Annotated in this window: 21 protein-coding genes; 10 read left to right on the top strand and 11 right to left on the bottom strand. The window is 45.4% G+C overall.

Going from position 1 to position 18528, the window contains the following annotated elements:
* The first annotated feature begins 246 nt into the window (after positions 1-246).
* A complete protein-coding gene (locus QTO06_RS13640; RefSeq protein ID WP_005388254.1) occupies positions 247-726 on the top strand; it encodes a Dps family protein in 480 nt (159 codons plus the stop codon).
* A 107-nt stretch (positions 727-833) separates the two neighbouring features.
* Here QTO06_RS13640 and QTO06_RS13645 read toward each other — a convergent pair whose 3' ends face one another.
* The gene (locus QTO06_RS13645; RefSeq protein ID WP_021707668.1) at positions 834-1448 is read right to left on the bottom strand and encodes an HAD family hydrolase; all 615 of its coding nucleotides are present in this window, start codon (positions 1446-1448) and stop codon (positions 834-836) included.
* Between the two features lie 124 nt (positions 1449-1572).
* Between QTO06_RS13645 and QTO06_RS13650 the strand changes: the two genes are divergently transcribed.
* Positions 1573-2568 carry a S66 family peptidase gene (locus QTO06_RS13650; RefSeq protein ID WP_331408500.1) on the top strand — a complete coding sequence of 332 codons (996 nt, stop codon included), beginning with the start codon at positions 1573-1575 and terminating at the stop codon, positions 2566-2568.
* 27 nt (positions 2569-2595) lie between these two features.
* Here the strand turns inward: QTO06_RS13650 and QTO06_RS13655 are convergent, their stop codons facing one another.
* The 4 genes from QTO06_RS13655 to QTO06_RS13670 all read right to left on the bottom strand — a co-directional run bounded on the left by QTO06_RS13655 (position 2596) and on the right by QTO06_RS13670 (position 6116).
* On the bottom strand, positions 2596-3672 hold the full coding sequence (locus tag QTO06_RS13655) for a PQQ-dependent sugar dehydrogenase (RefSeq protein WP_331408502.1): 1077 nt from the start codon (positions 3670-3672) through the stop codon (positions 2596-2598).
* Between the two features lie 151 nt (positions 3673-3823).
* Positions 3824-4972: an L-threonine dehydrogenase gene (yiaY, locus tag QTO06_RS13660; protein WP_331408503.1), complete on the bottom strand. Its 1149-nt coding sequence runs from the start codon at positions 4970-4972 to the stop codon at positions 3824-3826.
* A 334-nt stretch (positions 4973-5306) separates the two neighbouring features.
* A complete protein-coding gene (gene elbB / locus QTO06_RS13665; protein ID WP_050923462.1) occupies positions 5307-5957 on the bottom strand; it encodes an isoprenoid biosynthesis glyoxalase ElbB in 651 nt (216 codons plus the stop codon).
* Positions 5958-5969: 12 nt separating this feature from the next.
* Positions 5970-6116 carry a hypothetical protein gene (locus QTO06_RS13670; RefSeq protein WP_331408504.1) on the bottom strand — a complete coding sequence of 49 codons (147 nt, stop codon included), beginning with the start codon at positions 6114-6116 and terminating at the stop codon, positions 5970-5972.
* Between the two features lie 129 nt (positions 6117-6245).
* On the opposite strand from QTO06_RS13670, the gene yddG reads away from it, so the two are divergent.
* Positions 6246-7148 carry an aromatic amino acid DMT transporter YddG gene (gene yddG, locus QTO06_RS13675; protein WP_331408505.1) on the top strand — a complete coding sequence of 301 codons (903 nt, stop codon included), beginning with the start codon at positions 6246-6248 and terminating at the stop codon, positions 7146-7148.
* Positions 7149-7269: 121 nt separating this feature from the next.
* Here the strand turns inward: yddG and QTO06_RS13680 are convergent, their stop codons facing one another.
* On the bottom strand, positions 7270-8163 hold the full coding sequence (locus tag QTO06_RS13680; RefSeq protein ID WP_331408506.1) for a cation diffusion facilitator family transporter: 894 nt from the start codon (positions 8161-8163) through the stop codon (positions 7270-7272).
* A gap of 175 nt (positions 8164-8338) precedes the next feature.
* Entirely contained in the window at positions 8339-9217 is an 879-nt protein-coding gene (locus tag QTO06_RS13685; RefSeq protein WP_038897104.1) for a LysR family transcriptional regulator, read from the bottom strand.
* Positions 9218-9266: 49 nt separating this feature from the next.
* Here QTO06_RS13685 and QTO06_RS13690 point away from each other — a divergent pair, with 49 nt between their 5' ends.
* On the top strand, positions 9267-9965 hold the full coding sequence (locus QTO06_RS13690) for a class I SAM-dependent DNA methyltransferase (RefSeq protein WP_331408507.1): 699 nt from the start codon (positions 9267-9269) through the stop codon (positions 9963-9965).
* Positions 9966-10028: 63 nt separating this feature from the next.
* Here QTO06_RS13690 and QTO06_RS13695 read toward each other — a convergent pair whose 3' ends face one another.
* Positions 10029-11999 (bottom strand): acetoacetate--CoA ligase, encoded by a 1971-nt coding sequence (locus QTO06_RS13695; protein ID WP_331408508.1) that lies wholly within the window; start codon positions 11997-11999, stop codon positions 10029-10031.
* 221 nt (positions 12000-12220) lie between these two features.
* On the opposite strand from QTO06_RS13695, the gene phhA reads away from it, so the two are divergent.
* Positions 12221-13015 carry a phenylalanine 4-monooxygenase gene (phhA, locus tag QTO06_RS13700; RefSeq protein WP_331408509.1) on the top strand — a complete coding sequence of 265 codons (795 nt, stop codon included), beginning with the start codon at positions 12221-12223 and terminating at the stop codon, positions 13013-13015.
* Positions 13005-13343, top strand: a complete 339-nt coding sequence (locus QTO06_RS13705; protein ID WP_005433587.1) for a 4a-hydroxytetrahydrobiopterin dehydratase — start codon at positions 13005-13007, stop codon at positions 13341-13343. Before phhA ends, QTO06_RS13705 begins: the two co-directional genes overlap by 11 nt.
* Positions 13344-13616: 273 nt before the next feature.
* On the opposite strand, the gene QTO06_RS13710 is transcribed toward QTO06_RS13705, so the two are convergent.
* Positions 13617-15386 (bottom strand): choice-of-anchor I family protein, encoded by a 1770-nt coding sequence (locus QTO06_RS13710; protein ID WP_331408510.1) that lies wholly within the window; start codon positions 15384-15386, stop codon positions 13617-13619.
* 232 nt (positions 15387-15618) lie between these two features.
* Between QTO06_RS13710 and QTO06_RS13715 the strand changes: the two genes are divergently transcribed.
* Positions 15619-15963, top strand: coding sequence for a HopJ type III effector protein (locus QTO06_RS13715; RefSeq protein WP_331408511.1), 345 nt, complete (start codon positions 15619-15621; stop codon positions 15961-15963).
* Positions 15964-16023: 60 nt separating this feature from the next.
* Here QTO06_RS13715 and QTO06_RS13720 read toward each other — a convergent pair whose 3' ends face one another.
* Complete coding sequence (locus tag QTO06_RS13720) at positions 16024-16332, bottom strand: cysteine-rich CWC family protein (RefSeq protein WP_331408513.1); 309 nt, start codon at positions 16330-16332, stop codon at positions 16024-16026.
* Between the two features lie 161 nt (positions 16333-16493).
* Between QTO06_RS13720 and QTO06_RS13725 the strand changes: the two genes are divergently transcribed.
* From QTO06_RS13725 to QTO06_RS13735, 3 genes are read left to right on the top strand one after another with little or no spacing between them, the layout of a single operon-like run.
* Complete coding sequence (locus tag QTO06_RS13725) at positions 16494-17192, top strand: DUF3313 domain-containing protein (protein WP_331408514.1); 699 nt, start codon at positions 16494-16496, stop codon at positions 17190-17192.
* 3 nt (positions 17193-17195) lie between these two features.
* Positions 17196-17411, top strand: a complete 216-nt coding sequence (locus QTO06_RS13730; protein ID WP_005433583.1) for a DUF3820 family protein — start codon at positions 17196-17198, stop codon at positions 17409-17411.
* A gap of 41 nt (positions 17412-17452) precedes the next feature.
* On the top strand, positions 17453-17695 hold the full coding sequence (locus QTO06_RS13735; protein WP_331408515.1) for a hypothetical protein: 243 nt from the start codon (positions 17453-17455) through the stop codon (positions 17693-17695).
* 170 nt (positions 17696-17865) lie between these two features.
* On the opposite strand, the gene QTO06_RS13740 is transcribed toward QTO06_RS13735, so the two are convergent.
* Positions 17866-18204, bottom strand: a complete 339-nt coding sequence (locus QTO06_RS13740; protein WP_331408517.1) for a cytosolic protein — start codon at positions 18202-18204, stop codon at positions 17866-17868.
* Positions 18205-18528 lie beyond the last annotated feature (324 nt).

Here is an 18528-nt window from a genome sequence, read left to right on the forward strand (position 1 = left end):
AAAAGCCCAGTACCTTGCAATAAGATACTGGGCTTTTTGTTGGATGATACGCCGATATTCGTCTACTTGCTCATTGGATTTGGCTATTTAAATCATAGCTAAAACCAAATTTTCTTCACCGAGCCGGAGTCGCAATATGACTCCATCGGCAGCAAATACTGCAAAAGAATTTTTAAACTTTATACCAATCCTGGTAAGAGAATCGTTCGTTACTACGATTGGTATCATCCTTCTAGGAGCAAGATTATGAACAAACAAGTAAGCCTAATTGGTCTAGACAGCGAACAATCAGCACAACTAGCTCAACAGTTAAATCAACTGCTAGCGCATTACCAAGTGTTGTACATGAACTCTCGCGGTTACCACTGGAACATTAAAGGTGCGCAATTCTTCGAACTGCACGTAAAATTTGAAGAGATTTACACTGATCTACAAACAAAAATCGATGAGCTTGCAGAGCGTATTCTAACTTTGGGTCACACGCCAGCGCACGCATTTAGCAACTACTTGGAAGCAAGTGAAATTAAAGAACATCAAAACGCGACTTCTGGTGAGGAGTGTGTACAAGGTCTGGTTCAAGGCTTTAGCGTTCTACTTCTAAAACAGCGTGAGATTCTACAAAACGCGGGTGAAGCAGATGACGAAGGTACAGCGGCATTGATGGGTGACTACATCCGTGAGCAAGAAAAATTAATGTGGATGCTTAACGCTTACCTACAAGGCTAAGCAGCGCATCACCCAAGCAATCTTTGGGAACGCATGAAACAATCGGGAATAAGTCATAAGGGGCACGTTGGTGCCCTTTTTTTGTTTGCGTATTTTATATGTGTGCTTTATTTGCGTGGTAAGGACTCGAAACGGCTCAATAAATCACTGAGTTCATTAAGCGCCAACGAGGCTGAATCATTGAAGGTTTCTTGATTACCGTGATGAACAAGGCAAGAGGGCATCTGCGCGTTATACGCTGCCTGCAAGTCGTAAAGGTAATCGCCGACATAAAGCACTTCATTAGGCATCAAACGCCACTCTTTCGCCAACACCTGCAAAGACAATGGGTCTGGCTTGGGCGGGAAGCATTCACGAGTGATGACTCGCTCCACTGAGATTTGGTTGTGTTCTAGTTTGCGCTGCGTGGCGATTTGGCAGTTGCGCGTCACGATAGCGGTTTTGATTTCATTTTGATGCAAGTGGGCGAGCAATTCATGGCAGCCAATCATTGGAGCAGACTGCTCAGCATCAGAAATCTCGTAATCAAATATCACGTTATGAGCGTGCTCTCGATGATGAGGATGCTCAAGTGCGTCGACAAAATCCAATAGATCTTCGCTTTGCGGACAACCTAGCTGTTGTCGCAATTCGCCGAAGTTCATATCAGAACTCACCAAGGTGTTGTCTAAATCAAACACCACGGCTTTAATTTTATCGAGCTGTAAAGGGAATGGAATCATAATGACCTCGTACAACTTAACCGAACTATCGTTTTAAAAAACAAGAGGTTATTGTTAAGTTTAGATTCTTCTGCTTAGATTGTACGAAAATAAATCAACCATGTATCACAAAACAAGGACGCGCATGATCATTCCTAAACCATTACAAAAAGGCGACACCATCGGCTTTTTCTCGCCATCCTCCCCAGCCACGGTATTTGCGCCAGCGCGTTTTGAGCGTGCCAAAGCGTACGTGGAATCTCATGGTTACCAGCTAAAAGCAGGCAGCTTAACGGGCAAAACTGACCAATATCGCTCGGGTTCGATTCAAGAGCGAGTAGAAGAATTGAATGCGCTGATTCGTGATCCTGAAGTGCGCTGTATTATGTCGACCATTGGCGGTTACAACAGTAACTCATTGCTACCTTACATTGATTACGAGGCGCTGAAGCAAGATCCCAAGATCATTGTTGGTTATTCGGATGTGACGGCTCTGCTCATGGGCATTTATGCACAAACCGGCATCGTTACTTTCTATGGTCCTGCTTTGGTGGCCTCTCTGGGTGAATTCCCGCCATTGGTGGACGAGACCTTCGCTTCGTTCGAATCGATAGTGAATACATTAGTCGGCTTGGATCATCAATACACAATGCCACTAGGGTGGACAGATGAATGGATAGAGTGGGGCGAACAAGACCGCGCAAAGCAAACCTTGCAAAACCAGTGGCACTTCAAAGGTGAAGGAAAGATCACCGGACGTTTGATTGGTGGCAACCTCAATACTATGACGGGTATTTGGGCAAGTAAGTTTATGCCGAGTATCGAACAAGGCGATATTTTGCTAGTGGAAGATTGTTTGCAGGGCATTGAAACGGTCGAACGTTCTTTTGCGCTGCTCAAACTATCCGGTGTGTTTGAAAAAGTCAGTGCAGTTGTTCTTGGCAAGCATGAAAAGTTTAACGATAAAGGCACAGGTCGTGCACCTATAGACGTGTTATTAGAAGTACTTAACGGTCAACCACTGCCAATTTTGTATGACTTTGATAGCTGTCATACCCACCCAATGCTTACCGTTCCATTGGGCTCGACCATGACGCTCGACTTTGACAATGAAACGGTGGCAGTGAGTTTAAAGAGCTAGCTTTTTTGACTCGTTCGTCAGAGAAAACTATTTCTCCTCAAGACGAAAGATTTTGCCGCTGTCGGTAGAAAAATAGATATAGCCATCGGGGCTGATGGTTATATCTCTTACTCGCTCACCAAGATTCTCCATCAATCTTTTTGATTCGGTAAGCTTGCCATTCTCAATAGAAACCACGTTGATGTGCGCCAGTTTCAATGCACCGGCGAGGATTTTTCCGTCCAACTCTGGGTATTTATCGCCACGGTACAAAATCATATTGCTAGGTGCGATAGAAGGGATGTATACCAACTTTGGATCTTCCATTCCCGGTAACGACTTAGCTTCCCCGACGTCCAACGGACCCCAATATTCTTTACCATGAGAGACTTTAGCCCAGCCGTAGTTCGCTCCTTTCTTGATTAGGTTAATTTCATCGCCGCCGCGTGGTCCATGCTCAATCGACCACAGCTGTTTTGTTGCTTCGTCGTAAAACATACCTTGTGGGTTGCGGTGCCCGTAACTCCATATCTCAGGGCGAGCTTCGGAAGGTTTGAATGGGTTGTCTTGCGGAACCGAACCATCAAGGTTAAGCCGCAGAATACTGCCAGCATGGGTTTGAGTGTCTTGCCCATTATCACGTTCACCACGGTCACCGATTGAGAAGTAAACTTTGTCGTCTACAAATGAAATTCGACTGCCGTAGTGACGCCCTGTGTCGGTGATGGCATCAGCAACAAAGAGATCTTTCCAACCCAAAAGCTGATTGTTTTGCAATTGCGCCGTCGCTAACGCCACCGTATTGCCTTTGCTCGTGCGCTTGCTGTAGGTAAAGAAGAGTTGCGGGTTTTGCTTATCGGCATTCGGTGCGAGCGCAACATCCAATAAGCCGGCTTGTCCACTGGTGTTCACATCGGGAACGTTAAACAGCTTTTGAGGTTTGCCTGTGGTGATATCCAGCAACGAAACCGTACCGTTCTTTTCATTGACGATAACGCGTTGGCTATCTAAGAACTCGATCCCCCAAGGGATCTGAAATCCATTCGCCACTTCGTTAGCGCGGTATTCGGCAGTGCTGGCAGAAAAGGATAAACAAGCGAGTAGGGCAGCAGCAATCGTTCTCATGGTTCCTTCCAATATGAATCGTATTATTGCTTAAAAGCTAACACTAAAAGAGAACGTTTGTCAGAGCATGAGTAGTATCAGAATGTAAAAAATCCCCGATACGAGATCGGGGATTGAATTAAGGCAATAGAGAATTGTTTAGTTAGCGAGATTACATCGCTTCTTCGAAGATCTTAGAGATTTCTTCGTGAGTTGCTTGTTTAGGGTTAGTGAAACCACAAGCGTCTTTCAGTGCGTTGTCTGCTAGTGTTGGGATGTCTTCTAGCTTCGCACCAAGCTCCTTGATACCTGCAGGGATGCCCACATCTTTCGCTAGAGTTACGATAGCGTCGATAGCTGCTGCCGCACCTTGTTCTGCTGACATACCTTCTACATCTACGCCCATTGCTTTCGCTACATCACGTAGGCGCTCTGGACATACTTGCGCGTTGTAACGCTGTACGTGAGGCAGAAGAATCGCGTTACAAACACCGTGTGGAAGGTCGTAGAAACCACCTAGTTGGTGTGCCATTGCGTGCACGTAACCTAGAGACGCGTTGTTGAACGCCATACCCGCCATGAACTGTGCGTATGCCATTTGCTCACGAGCTTCTAGATCTTCACCATTTTTCACTGCTGTGCGTAGGTATGCTTGGATAAGTTCAATCGCTTTGATTGCTACCGCATCAGTGATTGGTGTTGCCGCGATAGATACGTAAGCTTCAATCGCGTGAGTTAGGGCATCCATACCTGTTGCCGCAGTTAGCGAAGCAGGTTTAGCTAGCATTAGCTCTGGATCGTTTACTGAGATAAGCGGTGTTGTGTGCTTATCAACGATAGCCATCTTGATGTGACGCTCTTCGTCAGTGATGATGCAAAAACGCGTCATTTCAGATGCAGTACCTGCAGTCGTGTTGATTGCGATAAGTGGCATCATTGGTTTTGCAGATTGGTCTACGCCTTCGTAATCTGCGATTTTGCCGCCGTTAGAAGCAACAAGCGCGATACCTTTCGCACAGTCGTGTGGTGAACCACCGCCTAGAGAGATAACAAAGTCACATTCGTTATCAGTAAGAAGTGCTAAGCCGTCGTTAACGTTGCTGATAGTAGGGTTTGGTTGAGTGCCATCGAACACAACAGTTGCTACGTCGCGTTCTGTTAGTAGATCTTGAACCTGCTTTACTACACCGATTTGGTTAAGAATCTTATCCGTAACAATCAAACCTTTTTTAAAGCCTTGAGATTGGATGCTGTCTGCTGCGTCTTTCAGACAACCAGCGCCCATTAGGTTTACGGTAGGGATAAAAAATGCACTTGTCATATTGGATTGCTCCGTCGTTATTTTTAATAATCTTTCTTAATCTGTCATTTACTCTTGCATACCCCGTTCTTGATTTAGATTGATCTAGGACAACTTTAACCCCTTAGGGGTATCTTTAAGGATGAAAATGTGATGCTAGTCTTGTTGCACAGTGAGTTAGTGCAACATTAAATCAACACATGGTAAATGATCCATTTATTACGCAAACGATTGGTAAAAATAACAAGTTTCGTACGGTTTATCTCTCAATTAGACTAAAGTATAAAAAATCCCCATTAATATGTAGTCTATCAATGGGGATTGGAATGGTGTGTTTTAAGCAAACGTTTTCTATTTAGGAGATTTTAACTAACTTATCTACTAGTTTTTCAATGCCTGACGCGGCTTGGGAGATATTCTCCGCTAACATATAAGCTGGTGTTGAAAGCACGTTGTGTTTTTCATCGAAATGGATTTCATCCACCTGACAATTGACGTGCTCCCCCCCCATATGACCGAATGCTGCTGCAGTGGCTTCATCGTTACCAATTGTGCCTTTTACACCTTGATCGTAAATCATAGGGATAATAGTTGGTGCGATGCATAAATAACCTGCAGGCTTACCCGCCTGAGCGAATGCACGACACGCTTGGGCAACGTGAGTATTAATCGAACACTCCGCACCCGAAACAGCGAAGTCGGTTAAGTTTTTCGCGGCACCAAACCCACCTGGAAGCAGTAGGGCATCGTATTCATCAACGTTAAGTTTGGCGACATCGTCAATATTCCCGCGAGCGATACGAGCTGATTCGATCAAGACGTTGCGTGTTTCATCCATTTCGTCACCGGTTAGGTGATTGATGACGTGGAGTTGGTCAATGTTAGGTGCAAAGCAGTGCCAAGTTGCACCTGCTTTCTCGATGGCGTAGAGCGCCAATACTGCTTCGTGGATCTCAGAACCGTCGTAAACGCCTGAACCACTTAAAATGACTGCGACTTTTTTCATGATTGGATTCCTTTACTCTGAACGTTCCTTAGATTGTTCTTCACTATCTAGACCATGCATTTCCGAATGTGTTTCAACGTTTTCACTCTCGTCGTCTTCTTCATAGTAGCGCACAACAAAGGGTGTCAGCATGACACTCGAAGGCAGAAAATGTTTCATATCGACTCCAACCGCTTAATAGAGTGGTTTTTATACCGATTTTGGAAAAAGAGTACGTTGAAGCGGATCATTTTTGAGTTAAGCTGCAGTTTCCTTTGGCATTCATGAGCAGTAGGTCACATAGATAACATGCAATCCTATCAGTTTCGTTTCACCCTTTATGGTTGTATCGCCATTCTCTCTTGGAGCTGTTTGCTAGGCATCGCAAGATTGGTGACAGAAAGTTTGGGACCCGTGGGTGGATCAGCCATGCTGTATTCTCTGAGCTCCATTTTTCTGTTGATTGTGGTTGGCATCCCAAAACGGTCGTATTTCTCACCCAAGTATTTAGTTCTGGGTGGAGCGATGTTTGTTTGCTACGAGATCTTCCTCGCGCTGGCATTGGGCTACTCCAATTCTCGTTCTCAGGCGATTGAAGTCTCGATCGTCAATTATCTATGGCCGGCACTAACCGTTTTGTTTACGGTATTGGGCAGTAACAAAAAGCCGAACTGGTTACTGTACCCGGCAGTTATGTTGGCATTCATTGGTGTCGTGTGGACGGTCAGTGGTGATAGCGGTTTATCACCGACGCAGTTAGTGGCGAACATCAGTAGCAATCCGATTGTTTACTTCATGGCATTTGCAGGCGCAGTCATCTGGGCTGTGTATTGCAATCTGACTCAAAGACAACAATCGAAGCACAACGCGATTACTTTGTTTTTTATCGTGACAGCCATCTCTTTGTGGATCAAATACGCCTTTACTGATGAGCCGCCAATGGCATTCAGCTGGCAAGCGATGGGGTACTTAGTGGCTTCTGCAGCTTTAATGGCGGGTGGTTACGGATTGTGGAACATCGCGATTGTGGGCGGCAATATGGTGTTTCTCGCCACCTTGTCTTATTTTACGCCGATTTTTTCTGCTCTGTTTTCTTCGATTATTCTAGGTGTCACTCTAAGCCACAGCTTCTGGCAAGGAGTCGTAATGGTAACGGTTGGTTCGTTGATGTGTTGGCTGGTCACCAAAGAGAAGCGCGAAGCGGCTGGATGAACGCTGGTATAGAAATATGTAGAGCATGCTTGAGTATCTTTCAGGCTCAAATCAAAGCAAGAAGAAAGCTCCCGAGATAGGGAGCTTTTCTTTTGAGTTCTAATGATTGTTTGGTGGCGCTCTAATAAGCGACGTTCAAGTTCAGTTGAAGCTTGAATCTGTGCTTCGATAGTCGCTTAGTAAGCTGCTTACGAGTGTGTTCTAGCGTATCAAGCTCTAGCGTGTCGTCATCCACATGCACGTCCACATTTACTCGCAGTTCCTGACCAACTTTAGTTACGCCAGCCAGTTTCAATTGGTGCTCAGTTACCTTTTCAATCTCAAGAACGTCTTTACCAACGCTCTGACACAACTCTTTGCTAGGTGTCATCATTAGCAGTTCACGCAGAGCACCAACTAGCATATCAAAAGGTACTTTAAGGAAGTAGAAGCCCATCAAAACCATCATCATAGGGTCTGCATAGACCGCGTAGTGCGCGTATGGTGTTAGCGATACTAACCATGCAGCGATAAAACCAAGGGTTACTGCAACACTCAATAGCGTATCCATTTGCCATTGCTTTTTCTCGGCTTCGATCAAACCTGATGAGAAACGACGACTTTTCTTCGCCATAAACCACCAAGCGTAACCACAACCAACAACGTTAATCACACCGAAGATGGTTGCGATTGAAGCGTCTACCTCACGGCCGCCAGACATTAACGCGGTTACCGCTGAGAACAATGAGAAAGCAACAACAATGAGAATAACCGCTGCTTTGATAGCGATAACGATAGGTTCAAGTACAGCTTTGCCGAAAGGGAAAATAGATTTTGATGGCTTGCTGATGTAGTAAGATGCTGCCAGCGACAATAAAGTTAACAGCAGACTGACTAGAGAATAAACACCGTCAAATACAATGACGATCGACCCAACAAGCAAGCCAAGTACCATCCCTCCGACTGCAAACCCAGATGCTAAAAGGGCTGAGAAGGTTAAGATACGGTTTTCGTTTTTGCTTGTCCTGTCACACATAAAAGATGCCTTAAATTATTACACCCTTACATTCTTCTCCTTGGGACAAATTTAAGCAAATGAAAACTGTGTGACATTTAAACGATAAAATGTTGTTTTTGAATTATGCTTTTATTTTTCAATGATTTAACATTAAATTTTGCTGTCAATTTAATTGACGCTCACTGCAATATGTTTAGAAGTCGAATAAATACTCGCTTAATTTATCAGCCAGCCAACTCATTGCAGGGTGCTCTGTTTGTCCGTTTGGTACGAACATGCAGTAGTCCTCTTGCGTCAAACCATATGTGTGCTTGATCACCGCAAGTTTCTGATGTCTCAAATAATGTCGGATCAGTGGCTCTGGCAATACGCCCCACGCATCTTCTTCCAAAATGGTGTTCAGCATGTAGTCAAAACTGGAGAAGCCAATGTATCGAGTAGAAAAGGGTTGCAGCTCTGGGTTGTCTTTTTCGTTCAAATACACCATCAACGCTTGCATCTGGTTACGCAAATCTTCGTCTGTGACACGGCGCATCTTACTCAAGCGATGTTCGAAGCTGCATACTGACATCATGCGAATTTTGCCTAGAGGATTGTAGACAATATGTGGATCGTCGACACGTTCGTAGTCCACACCAAATGCAAAGTCGACCTGTTGTGTACTGACTAAATTTGAAAGGTCACCACTGGACGCCAATATTAAGTTGAAGGTTGTCGACGGGAAGCGATTGTTTAGCGTATGAGATAACTCTTGCCATAATTCGTCTGGCAGCGAGTCATCACGTGCCACCCAGACCTCGGCGTTGAAACCGTCAGAAACTTGAGCGCAGGTCTTTTTGATTCGCTGTGCGGTTACGAGCAGGTTTTCACAGTCTTTAAAGATCGCTTTCCCTGCTTCCGAGAGAGTTAGCTGATTGCCAGTACGAGTGAATAACTCGACGTCTAGGTCTTTCTCAAGTGCCTTAATTGCCATACTCAGCTTAGTACGATTGCAATCGAGTTGACGCGCAGCCTCCGAGACGGAGCCATGCTCGGCAATGGTACAAAAGGCTTCAACTTGCGATAAGTTCATGATTAAAAAAGACCTAAACTGAAATGATGAGAATCGATAGCGTAGACGAATGAACGTACTGACGCCTAGAAAGATTATCGAAAAAAACACGGATTCGCCAGATAAGTCTATGGTGTTTTGGCGTTTTTGCGGTAATCTATGGGGGTTACAAGAAGTGAACATGGAGGCCACGATGGCACAAGATTGGGACGGCTTAGCAAAGAATTGGGAATCTAACCCAGCAACAGAACAATTTGCTCAGTCGGTGTTTGCACAGTTACAACAGCTTACTCAGCTTGATGGCATTAAAGTATTGGATTTTGGATGCGGGACAGGGCAGTTAAGCCAACTATTGTCGTCATCCGCAAAAGAGATTGTGGCGCTGGATGCATCTGAAGCCATGATTGAAGAGCTTGATAAGAAAGAGCTAGAGAATGTAGAACCAGTTGTTGACGCATTGACACGTGGTCTAGTCGCTCAGCACCCAGCATTCCGTGGTCAGTTTGACCTAGTCGTTGCTTCTTCAGTGCTGGCTTTTATCGAAGATTACGAAACGTCTCTAGAGATTGCTCACTCGTTACTCAACGCTGGTGGTCACTTCGTACATTTTGATTGGATCGCAGATTCAGCAAAAGAAGGCTTTACGCTAGCGAAATCAGAGAACGCACTCATCAAAGCAGGCTTTACTGAGGTAGAAACGAAGAAGGTCTTCGAAATCACGTCAGACGGTCACACAATGTCAGTATTAATGGGCGTAGGTCGCCGTTAATCCCCGACAAAGAACATAAGAAAAGCGAGCTATTTAGCTCGCTTTTTTGTTTCCTTTGATTTGCTAGACAAACGTAAGTTGTCGAATTTCTTCTAAAACATCCGGGTTCGCAATCGCACCTAAATTCTCGACTTCCTTACCATTTATGACTTGTTTGACCGCAAGTTCTACCAACTTTCCCGAGCGCGTTTTAGGAATATCGCTGATGGCGAAGATTTGGCTTGGCACGTGCCTTGGCGAGCAGGACGTTTTGAGGCGCGACTTAATCTCTGATACTAATCCGTGATCTAACGTGACACCCGAAGCGGTCTGCACAAACAGCCAGATTTGCTCATTGCGATCGACTTCTTTACCTACAGCGATAGAATCGACGATACCTTCAATGGCATTTACCTGCTGATAAATCTCTGCTGTGCCGATGCGCACACCGCCAGGATTCAACAATGCATCGCTACGACCGTAGAAAACAAATCCACCTTTGGCGCTGCGTTCGACATCGTCACCGTGATGCCAGATATCATCGAACTTGTCCCAGTAAGCGTTGTGGTAGCGCTCCCCTGTATCGTTCCAAAAGCCGACAGGGAAGTTAGGCATGGAATTGACACAGACGAGCTCACCGCGTTGTTCACTCACGCTTTGACCTTGCGAGTCAAACACTTGAACATCAATACCCAAGCCGGCGTACTGGCACTCACCACGATAAACAGGCGAGATAGGATTGCCTAATACAAAGCAGCCACAGATGTCTGTTCCGCCTGAAATAGAAGCCAAGTGCAGATCTTGCTTGATGTGTTGATACACGTAGTCAAACTGCTCTGGATAAAGCACAGAGCCCGTAGAGCACAAAGTTCTTAAAGCTGGGAGTGAGTAATCTTTGATAGGTGACAATCCGGCTTTTTCTATCGCCTCTAGATACTTGGCTGCAGTACCAAAGAGACTTACTTCTGCACGCTGCGCTAAATCCCACAACACATCAGGTGTCGGATAAACAGGGCTACCATCGAAAATCACCAAGCAGGCGCCGCTTGCAAGGGCAGACACGTGCCAGTTCCACATCATCCAACCACATGTGGTGTAATAAAAAACACGATCTTTAGGCTGGATATCTGAATGGAGTTGATGCTCCTTTAGGTGATTAAGAATCGTGCCGCCAACAGAGTGCACGATGCACTTAGGCTTGCCCGTCGTGCCGGAGGAATAAAGCACAAACAGCGGGCTATTGAATTCCACACGAGTGAAATGCAATGGAGCAGGGGAATACTGATTAGTGATGTTTTGCCAATCGTGAGTACAAACGTCGCACTCAAACACATGCGGTTTGAGGTAACCGATCTGGCACACTTGTTTCAGTCCATCGAGATGATCCGCGATGTGGTGGTTCTTCTCCGACATATCGAAGGTTTTTCCATTAAAGGTATAACCATCGCAGGTAAAGAGAACCTTTGGCTTCACTTGCCCGAAGCGCTCAATAACGCTTTCTACGCCAAAATCAGGGGAGGTGGACGTCCAAGTCGCGCCTAAGCTGGTGGTGGCTAGCATTGCAATAACGGTTTGTGGCATATGTGGTAAATAGCCTGCAACCACATCACCTTGCTTGATGCCACATTCGACTAACCATTGCTGAACGCTCGAGACCTCATCACAAAGCTGTTTCCATGTGTAAATCTGTTTGTCACCGCGCTCGTTTTCAAACCAAATTGCCAGCTCATCGGCTTGTTTCTCTGCCAAGCTGAGTAGATTCTCTGCATAGTTAACTTGTGTTTGAGGGAACCACACGGCATCTCGATTTTGCATTGGTGATTGCCAACGGCTTTCACCTTGCGCTTTAACGGTATCGCCTTGCGTGCCAATTAGGTCGCAAAACTGCCAAACCTCTTTCCAGAAATACTCATTATGCTCCAAAGACCATTGGTGCAAATCAGAGTAGTTTTTGAGCTCGAAACCCTGCCGATTAATGTGCTCGATAAACTGCGTGATATTGGCTTGCTCGATTCGATCTTCCGTCGGCTGCCAGACTTTGTTGCTCTCGCGCATAGCTCCCTCTATAACAAAGTTTTAACGTTTTTAGTCTGAGGTGAACCAGAAATAAAGTCAAACTCGTTGGAGAAACTGGCTCCTTATGTATATCAATGCGTTAGGTGTTAATGTAAAGAAAATGTTACACCTGAATTTTGAGTGGAAAATGGTCAGGGGATTGGAAGGACAAAAGAGTGTAGATAGGCTTAATGTAAAGGATTTGTTAACGGAGATGTGCAATGACTCAGTATCATTCAAAACCCGTCGATCAGGATGGAAGGGTAGAATGGAGCCATGAAGAAGATGCCATTTGGCGCGACTTGGTAACAAGACAAATGAGCGTGATTCAAGACCGTGCATGCAACGCGTATCTGCATGGACTCAAGTTACTCGATTTACCTCATGACCGCGTGCCACAACTGCCCGAAATTAATCGTGTTTTGATGGAAACCACGGGCTGGCAAGTGGAGCCAGTACCCGCGTTGATCGATTTTGATCGTTTCTTCAATTTGCTTGGCAATAAACGCTTCCCAGTCGCGACGTTTTTGAGAACGCGAGAAGAGTTTGATTACCTACAAGAGCCAGATTTCTTCCATGAGATTTTTGGTCATTGTGCCATGCTCACCAATCCTGATTTTGCCGCCTTTACCGAGCACTACGGACAGCTTGGACAAGCTGCGACACCGAAGCTGCGAGGGTACCTTGCGCGTCTATATTGGTTTACAGTCGAGTTTGGCTTGGTCCGAGAAGGTAATAAAACCAAAATCTATGGTGGCGGCATCCTTTCATCTCCGGGAGAAACCATCTATTCATTGGAAAGCGACATCGCGATTCGAGACGAATTCGATCTTCAAACAGTGCTAAGAACCCCTTACCGCATCGATATCATGCAGCCGAAATACTACGTGATTGAAGAGTTGTCCCAGCTTTTCCAAATTAGCCAACTGAATTTATTGAAACAAGCCGATCTAGCGATTGAAGCCGGATTGCTTCCACCACTTTTTGAACCAAAGGAACCAGCTCATGTTGAATGAACAAAAATGCGAAGCTTGTAGTATCGACGCCATTGCACTTAGTAAAGAGGAACAACAGTCTCTGCTGCTGCAATTGTCTGATTGGCAGATCATTGAGAGAGATGAGATTCCTCAACTTGAGAAGGTCTACAAGTTTAAGAACTTCAAACAAGCGTGGGCGTTTAGCAACAAGATTGCTGAGCTTGCAGAAGATGAATTCCATCACCCATCTATCTTGCTAGAGTGGGGCAAAGTGACCATTACGTGGTGGAGCCATTCCATCAAAGGTCTGCATAAGAACGACTTTATCTGCGCTTCGAAGTGCGACGCATTGGCGATTGAAGAGTAAAGCTGAGTGATTAAAGAGAGATTCCGGACATCTCGTTCCTCGATTCCGGAATGACGTTGGTTGTGATGGTACTACTTGGAGCTGGAAGAGAGCTTTTCTACTTTGTAGGCTAGTATCGTTCTGAACTGCTAAGCTAGTTTCCGTCATTCTCGAGAGCGACGAAGGAGCGAGTCGGGAATCTCACTCTCAAACAATGCTAACGCGTTATAAAAAAGCGCCCGGACTTAAGTTCGGGCGCTTTACTTTTAATTTTGTTGTCTTGAAGAGCGAGAGTTAAAGCTCAATTCGAAACACAGATGTTGTCCCCGACACTTCATTACCAACCGCGATAAAGTGTTGTCCGTTACGAGCAAAGTAGTTGATTGACTCTGGCGCCAAATCACCTGATTTTGGATTGTAAGTGTCGTTCGCGCATTCGCCACCTTCCACTTCAGTACAAACTGGTTGGCTGTAATCACGACGGTTTACGTAATGCAGGAACTGCGCTTGTTTCGGGTCTGTGATGTCATAAATCATGATGCCACCTTGGCGCTCCAAACCGATGAACGCATAATGACGACCATTGATTTGTGCTACTTCAATCGCTTCTGGCTCAATGCCTTTGTCGTCGCTGCGGTCATCGCCACTGTCATTGCTATCGTTGGTGCTGTTGAAGTTCTTACCTTCATTCATTAATGCGATTGTCGCGAAATCGTCACCACTATCGAAAACCAACTCACCGTTTTCATCCCAAATAGAGAACGAACGGGCACCAAAGGCTTGAACATTGTCCTGCGCAGAAAGCGTTTGTTCTGGCTTAATCACTTTTAGACGCGCGAGTTGCTTGTTGTCTTTTAGCGCCTCTGCCAGCGGGTGATCTGCTGCGACTTTCAGCTTCTTACCGCGCACTTCATCAATATGGCTTAAACAGGTGCCTTGTTCAGAAGTATACTCATCTGTACCGAGGTAATCGTCTTCATCCCACTTAAAGCCTGCTTGGTCACATAGAGCTTGTGTTGTTTTGAAGCCATATTCACGACCGTCACCTTCGTTGGCAGAGAGTATGTACGTTTTGCCATCTACCGAGTAGCTGTCGAGGGTATCTGGCATGTACAGACCAACCAGTTGAGGGTAGCTCTTAAAGTTGCCAGTGATTTTGTCTTTGTTAGAAGCATCCAGTTTTGAGTCCGACCAAGATTTCTCGTCCAGCCCCACAATCTTCTCTACCGATTTACTTTCCGGGTTCACGATTGCCATCGCATTGTTTTCTTGCAGTGCGACATAGATTTTGCCGTTGTCTGCAAAGGTGAGGTATTCCGGTTCTAGATCTTGCGCTACCGTTGCATTTGGACCTGAGATTCGAACATCAGCAGGCAACTCAGACTTACGTGCACCATCAAACTCATTGAAACCAATCTGCGTGACTTCTGCTTGGTATAGGCCTTGGCTCAAGTCGATTAATGTGATGCTGCCCTCTGGATCGACACTGTAGTCACCATTTGGCTCACCTTCGTTTGCTGTCGCAATGTATCTGCCATCTTTTGAGAAGCCAACCATGTCTGGCAATGCGCCGGTAGGGAAGGTGGTGATCAGCGACAAATCATCCGAGCGGTACAAGCCAACAATGCCATTCGCCTGCTTGTTGCTGTTTTCAATCGCTACAGCGACTAACCCATTAAAGACTGCAACGCTGTTTGCAGCGCCAATTTCAACGCCTGCCGCTTCGCCCGCGCTGTTGAGATCAATGAATGCGGTTTGCGTTGGTGCGCCGTTGTCATCCATAGAAAGCACATCGACACGCTTTGCTTGAGCGTTGACCACGTAAAGCTTGTCAGTACATGCATCATATTGAACGATTTCTGCTGCCGACGTATCGAACGGTGCGTCAGCGATAGACGTTCCCATAAAGGTCAAACCTTGGATGGATGTCTCTCCAGCAACAGGTGCTACCGATGCTTTACACTGAGCTGCAAACGAAGAGAGAGAATCGTGAGGTTGAGATGAACATGCGATGGCAAGTGAAGATAATGCCAATACGCCTATTGCCTTAAATGGGGTGGTCATGATATTTCCTTATTAAGCAGATACAATGTTGCTCAATGCACCTAAATTAGATATCTATTCATTCACTACAACAGTGAGGAATAGTGCATTGATTGATGTGTTATTAAATAAGGCTCTGAATATATTTATGATTTATGACTCTTATATTGGCTTTTGATGAAACAAATGTGTCAGTTTTAATCTGAACGTATGTCGAACACTTAAGATGAAAAGACACTAGGAACTAGAAATAATGGAACTTAAAGAATTTTTGGATGCGCTAGCGGCATCACCTGAGACAATCGAATTTGAAACGACAATGGCAGCGATTGAGGAAAACTACGCGTTTACGCCAGCGGCTTTTGTGAATGGTGAAACGCAGAATAATGCGGGTGAGAATAACGGCTCGTGCAAGATCTTCGCGTTTGGTCAACTGAATAACCTAAGCAAAGAAGCAACGTTGGCGTGTTTTGGTCGCTTCTACCGTGAAGACGTATTGGCACATCCAGAGAACAACGACCATCAAAACATTCGTAACTTTATGGTGACGGGTTGGGATGGCGTGAAGTTCGAATCCCAAGCGTTAGCGCAGAAATAGTTCGCAGACCTCACCTTCATTTCAATGATAGCCAGTCCGTTATGTCCTGCATTCGATAGGCTAGGCGACTGGCTTTTTCTCCAAACATTTACGACACAAACAAAGCTGTCCCGCTTCTGGCTTTGGTAAATCTCTGGTCTCAATATCAAAGCACCAGCACGTCTCTTTCCCCGCAGCAATATCGCAGTGCGCGTTCGTGCCACACTCAGGGCAAGAGTGGGTTGAGTTATTTCCAACCAATTGCTCGATGATCGCGTCTCGTTGAGCATCAGACTTATCTTTCCACTGCACGATTTCTTCCATGGTTCGGTGGCAGCCAGAACAGATTCCGCCGTTATTTTTACAGGCTGCGCGGCAAGGTGACTTCATTATTTTTCTCGTTATGCTTTCCAGTAAGCGGCGTACTTTAACATGAAATGATACTTCGCGAATCTCTATCCTTGACTCAACAAAATAGCTATTGAGTGAATAAATACTGGTCAAATTTATATGGTATGATAAACTGTATATTCAAAGTTTGAGGAGTTGGTATGTTTAAGTCATTGGTTGAGCGCTTGTTTAAGGCGGCGGTAGTTGTATCTCTGGGTTTCATCTTGAGTGGATGTGCTGGTGGTCTCGTCGTCAGTGCGACGAAATTCACCAGTTATGAAGATTTTCGTCCTGGTCCAGAGGGTGGGGTCGATCTCGTTTGGGCGAGAGCAGGCTTGCGCGATGCTACTCGTTTGAAAGAGAAAATGGATGAATACGACAGCGTAGTGATTGATCGAGTGATGGTTGTGGTTCAAGAATCTGAGCTGGATGATGAAGAAATCAATGAATTGACGACATACATGGTCGATCAGCTAAAAGCGCGCATCTCACCCGTCAAAAAGATTGTTGACCAACCCGGTGAAAAAACACTTCGCTTGAGCATTGCGGTAAGTAATGTGGAAACGCCGAATCCCGTTCTTGCTGTCACCTCAAGCATTCTGCCGGTTGGCTTGGGGATTTCTACCATCTCAAAAATAACGACAGGAGAGCACACTAATGTAGGCTCAGCGACGGTGGAGTTACTGGTGAGCGATTCTGAGAGTGATGCGCCTTTGTTCGCGGCGATTGATCGTCAAGCAGGAAACAAAGACTTCTCAACCATGATTGACTCTTTAGACGATGCTAAAGACGCAATTAACTGGTGGGTCGATCGCTTGGGTGTTACTCTTAGCCAAGATTTATCCCAACAGACTCCGTAGTATATGTTAGAAAAAGAAAACCTTATTAAACTCGCTCGAATGCAAATGCCGTTTGGCAAATACGCAGGGCGAGTACTGATTGATCTTCCAGAAGAGTACCTACTCTGGTTTGATAAAAAAGGCTTTCCTGAAGGGGAGCTAGGTGAACTGCTAAAGCTCTGCCTCGCACTTAAAATTGAAGGCTTGGACAGTGTTGTTAAGCCTTTAAAGCGCATGTAGCATGCCACAGAAACTCCCTATTTTTGATTTAAAGAATTACCATGAATTTTGATATTAATGCACTGAAACACCACCAACTGGTCGAAGATGGTCAACTAGAAGGATACTACCTTCATCAACCTGCAAAGGGCAGCCAGCAAGATGACAAAGCGGTTTTGGCAGAACGCCAAGCGTTGGAAAAGATGGGGTACAAGGTGATACAGGTTCAAGCTAAAGGCGGGACCACAACGTTTGCCGAAGCGATGCAGGAGTTTGCAAAGAAGACTGGTCACCAGCCTCAGTAATAAGCGGATTCAACCGATTCAACTGCCTTCAACTTTTCTCGCAATACCCTCAGTTTCATACAAATGAGTCAGACCCTCAGGCTGACTCTTTCTTACCCTATCCCTTGCATCTCTTTTAAGTAATGCTGCTCGCCAGTTAAGCGCAGCATTGCCCTTCTCATGGAAAATTTTCAGTTCATTCGGGTAATAAACGTCTGCTCATCATCCACAAAAGCGACAAATCCGCCGTGATAGATAAACACTCGCCCGCGCCCCTCGACTAAGCATGCTAGCTGTGGGTTTAAATCTTCTTCGTTATCTTGGCTTTCAAACGTGCCGGTATCCGTGATTACACCGTCGAGTGCAGGCAAATATCCATAAGTCCGTTTGGCTTGATCAATCAGGCTCAATTCACTGTCGATAGAGAAGCAAGAGGGGATCGCACCAGCGTCTTCGATGAATATAGGTTTCAGTTCTTCAAAAGCTGTAATCACCAGCCAGTCGATGCCGTTAACATGATGGATAAACATAGAGTTGCTCGATAATTTTGATGCGGGAATTCTATCATTATCAGTTGCAGAGCGTCGTAGAAATTTAGTTGTTAAAGGCGATAATTCTGCGCCATTTACTGACATTTAGCCTGCCAACTGGAAATACGCTTGCGTCCGACAGTAAGTTACAACAACAAGTAGGTGGCTGCGTCTAAAAATGTATGGTCCGCCCCGTTATTGCAACTACAATTTAGTAATAACGGAGTTGGTTTGCGCTAATGTATTCGGAGTCCTCGTTGGGAACATTAACTTCCCCGCTCCACGATGATATCCGCGCCAGATTATCCTTAAAAGCCCCAAAGC

The sequence above is a fragment of the Vibrio sp. M260121 genome (assembly GCF_036533715.1).
In the GTDB taxonomy this organism is placed as follows: domain Bacteria; phylum Pseudomonadota; class Gammaproteobacteria; order Enterobacterales; family Vibrionaceae; genus Vibrio.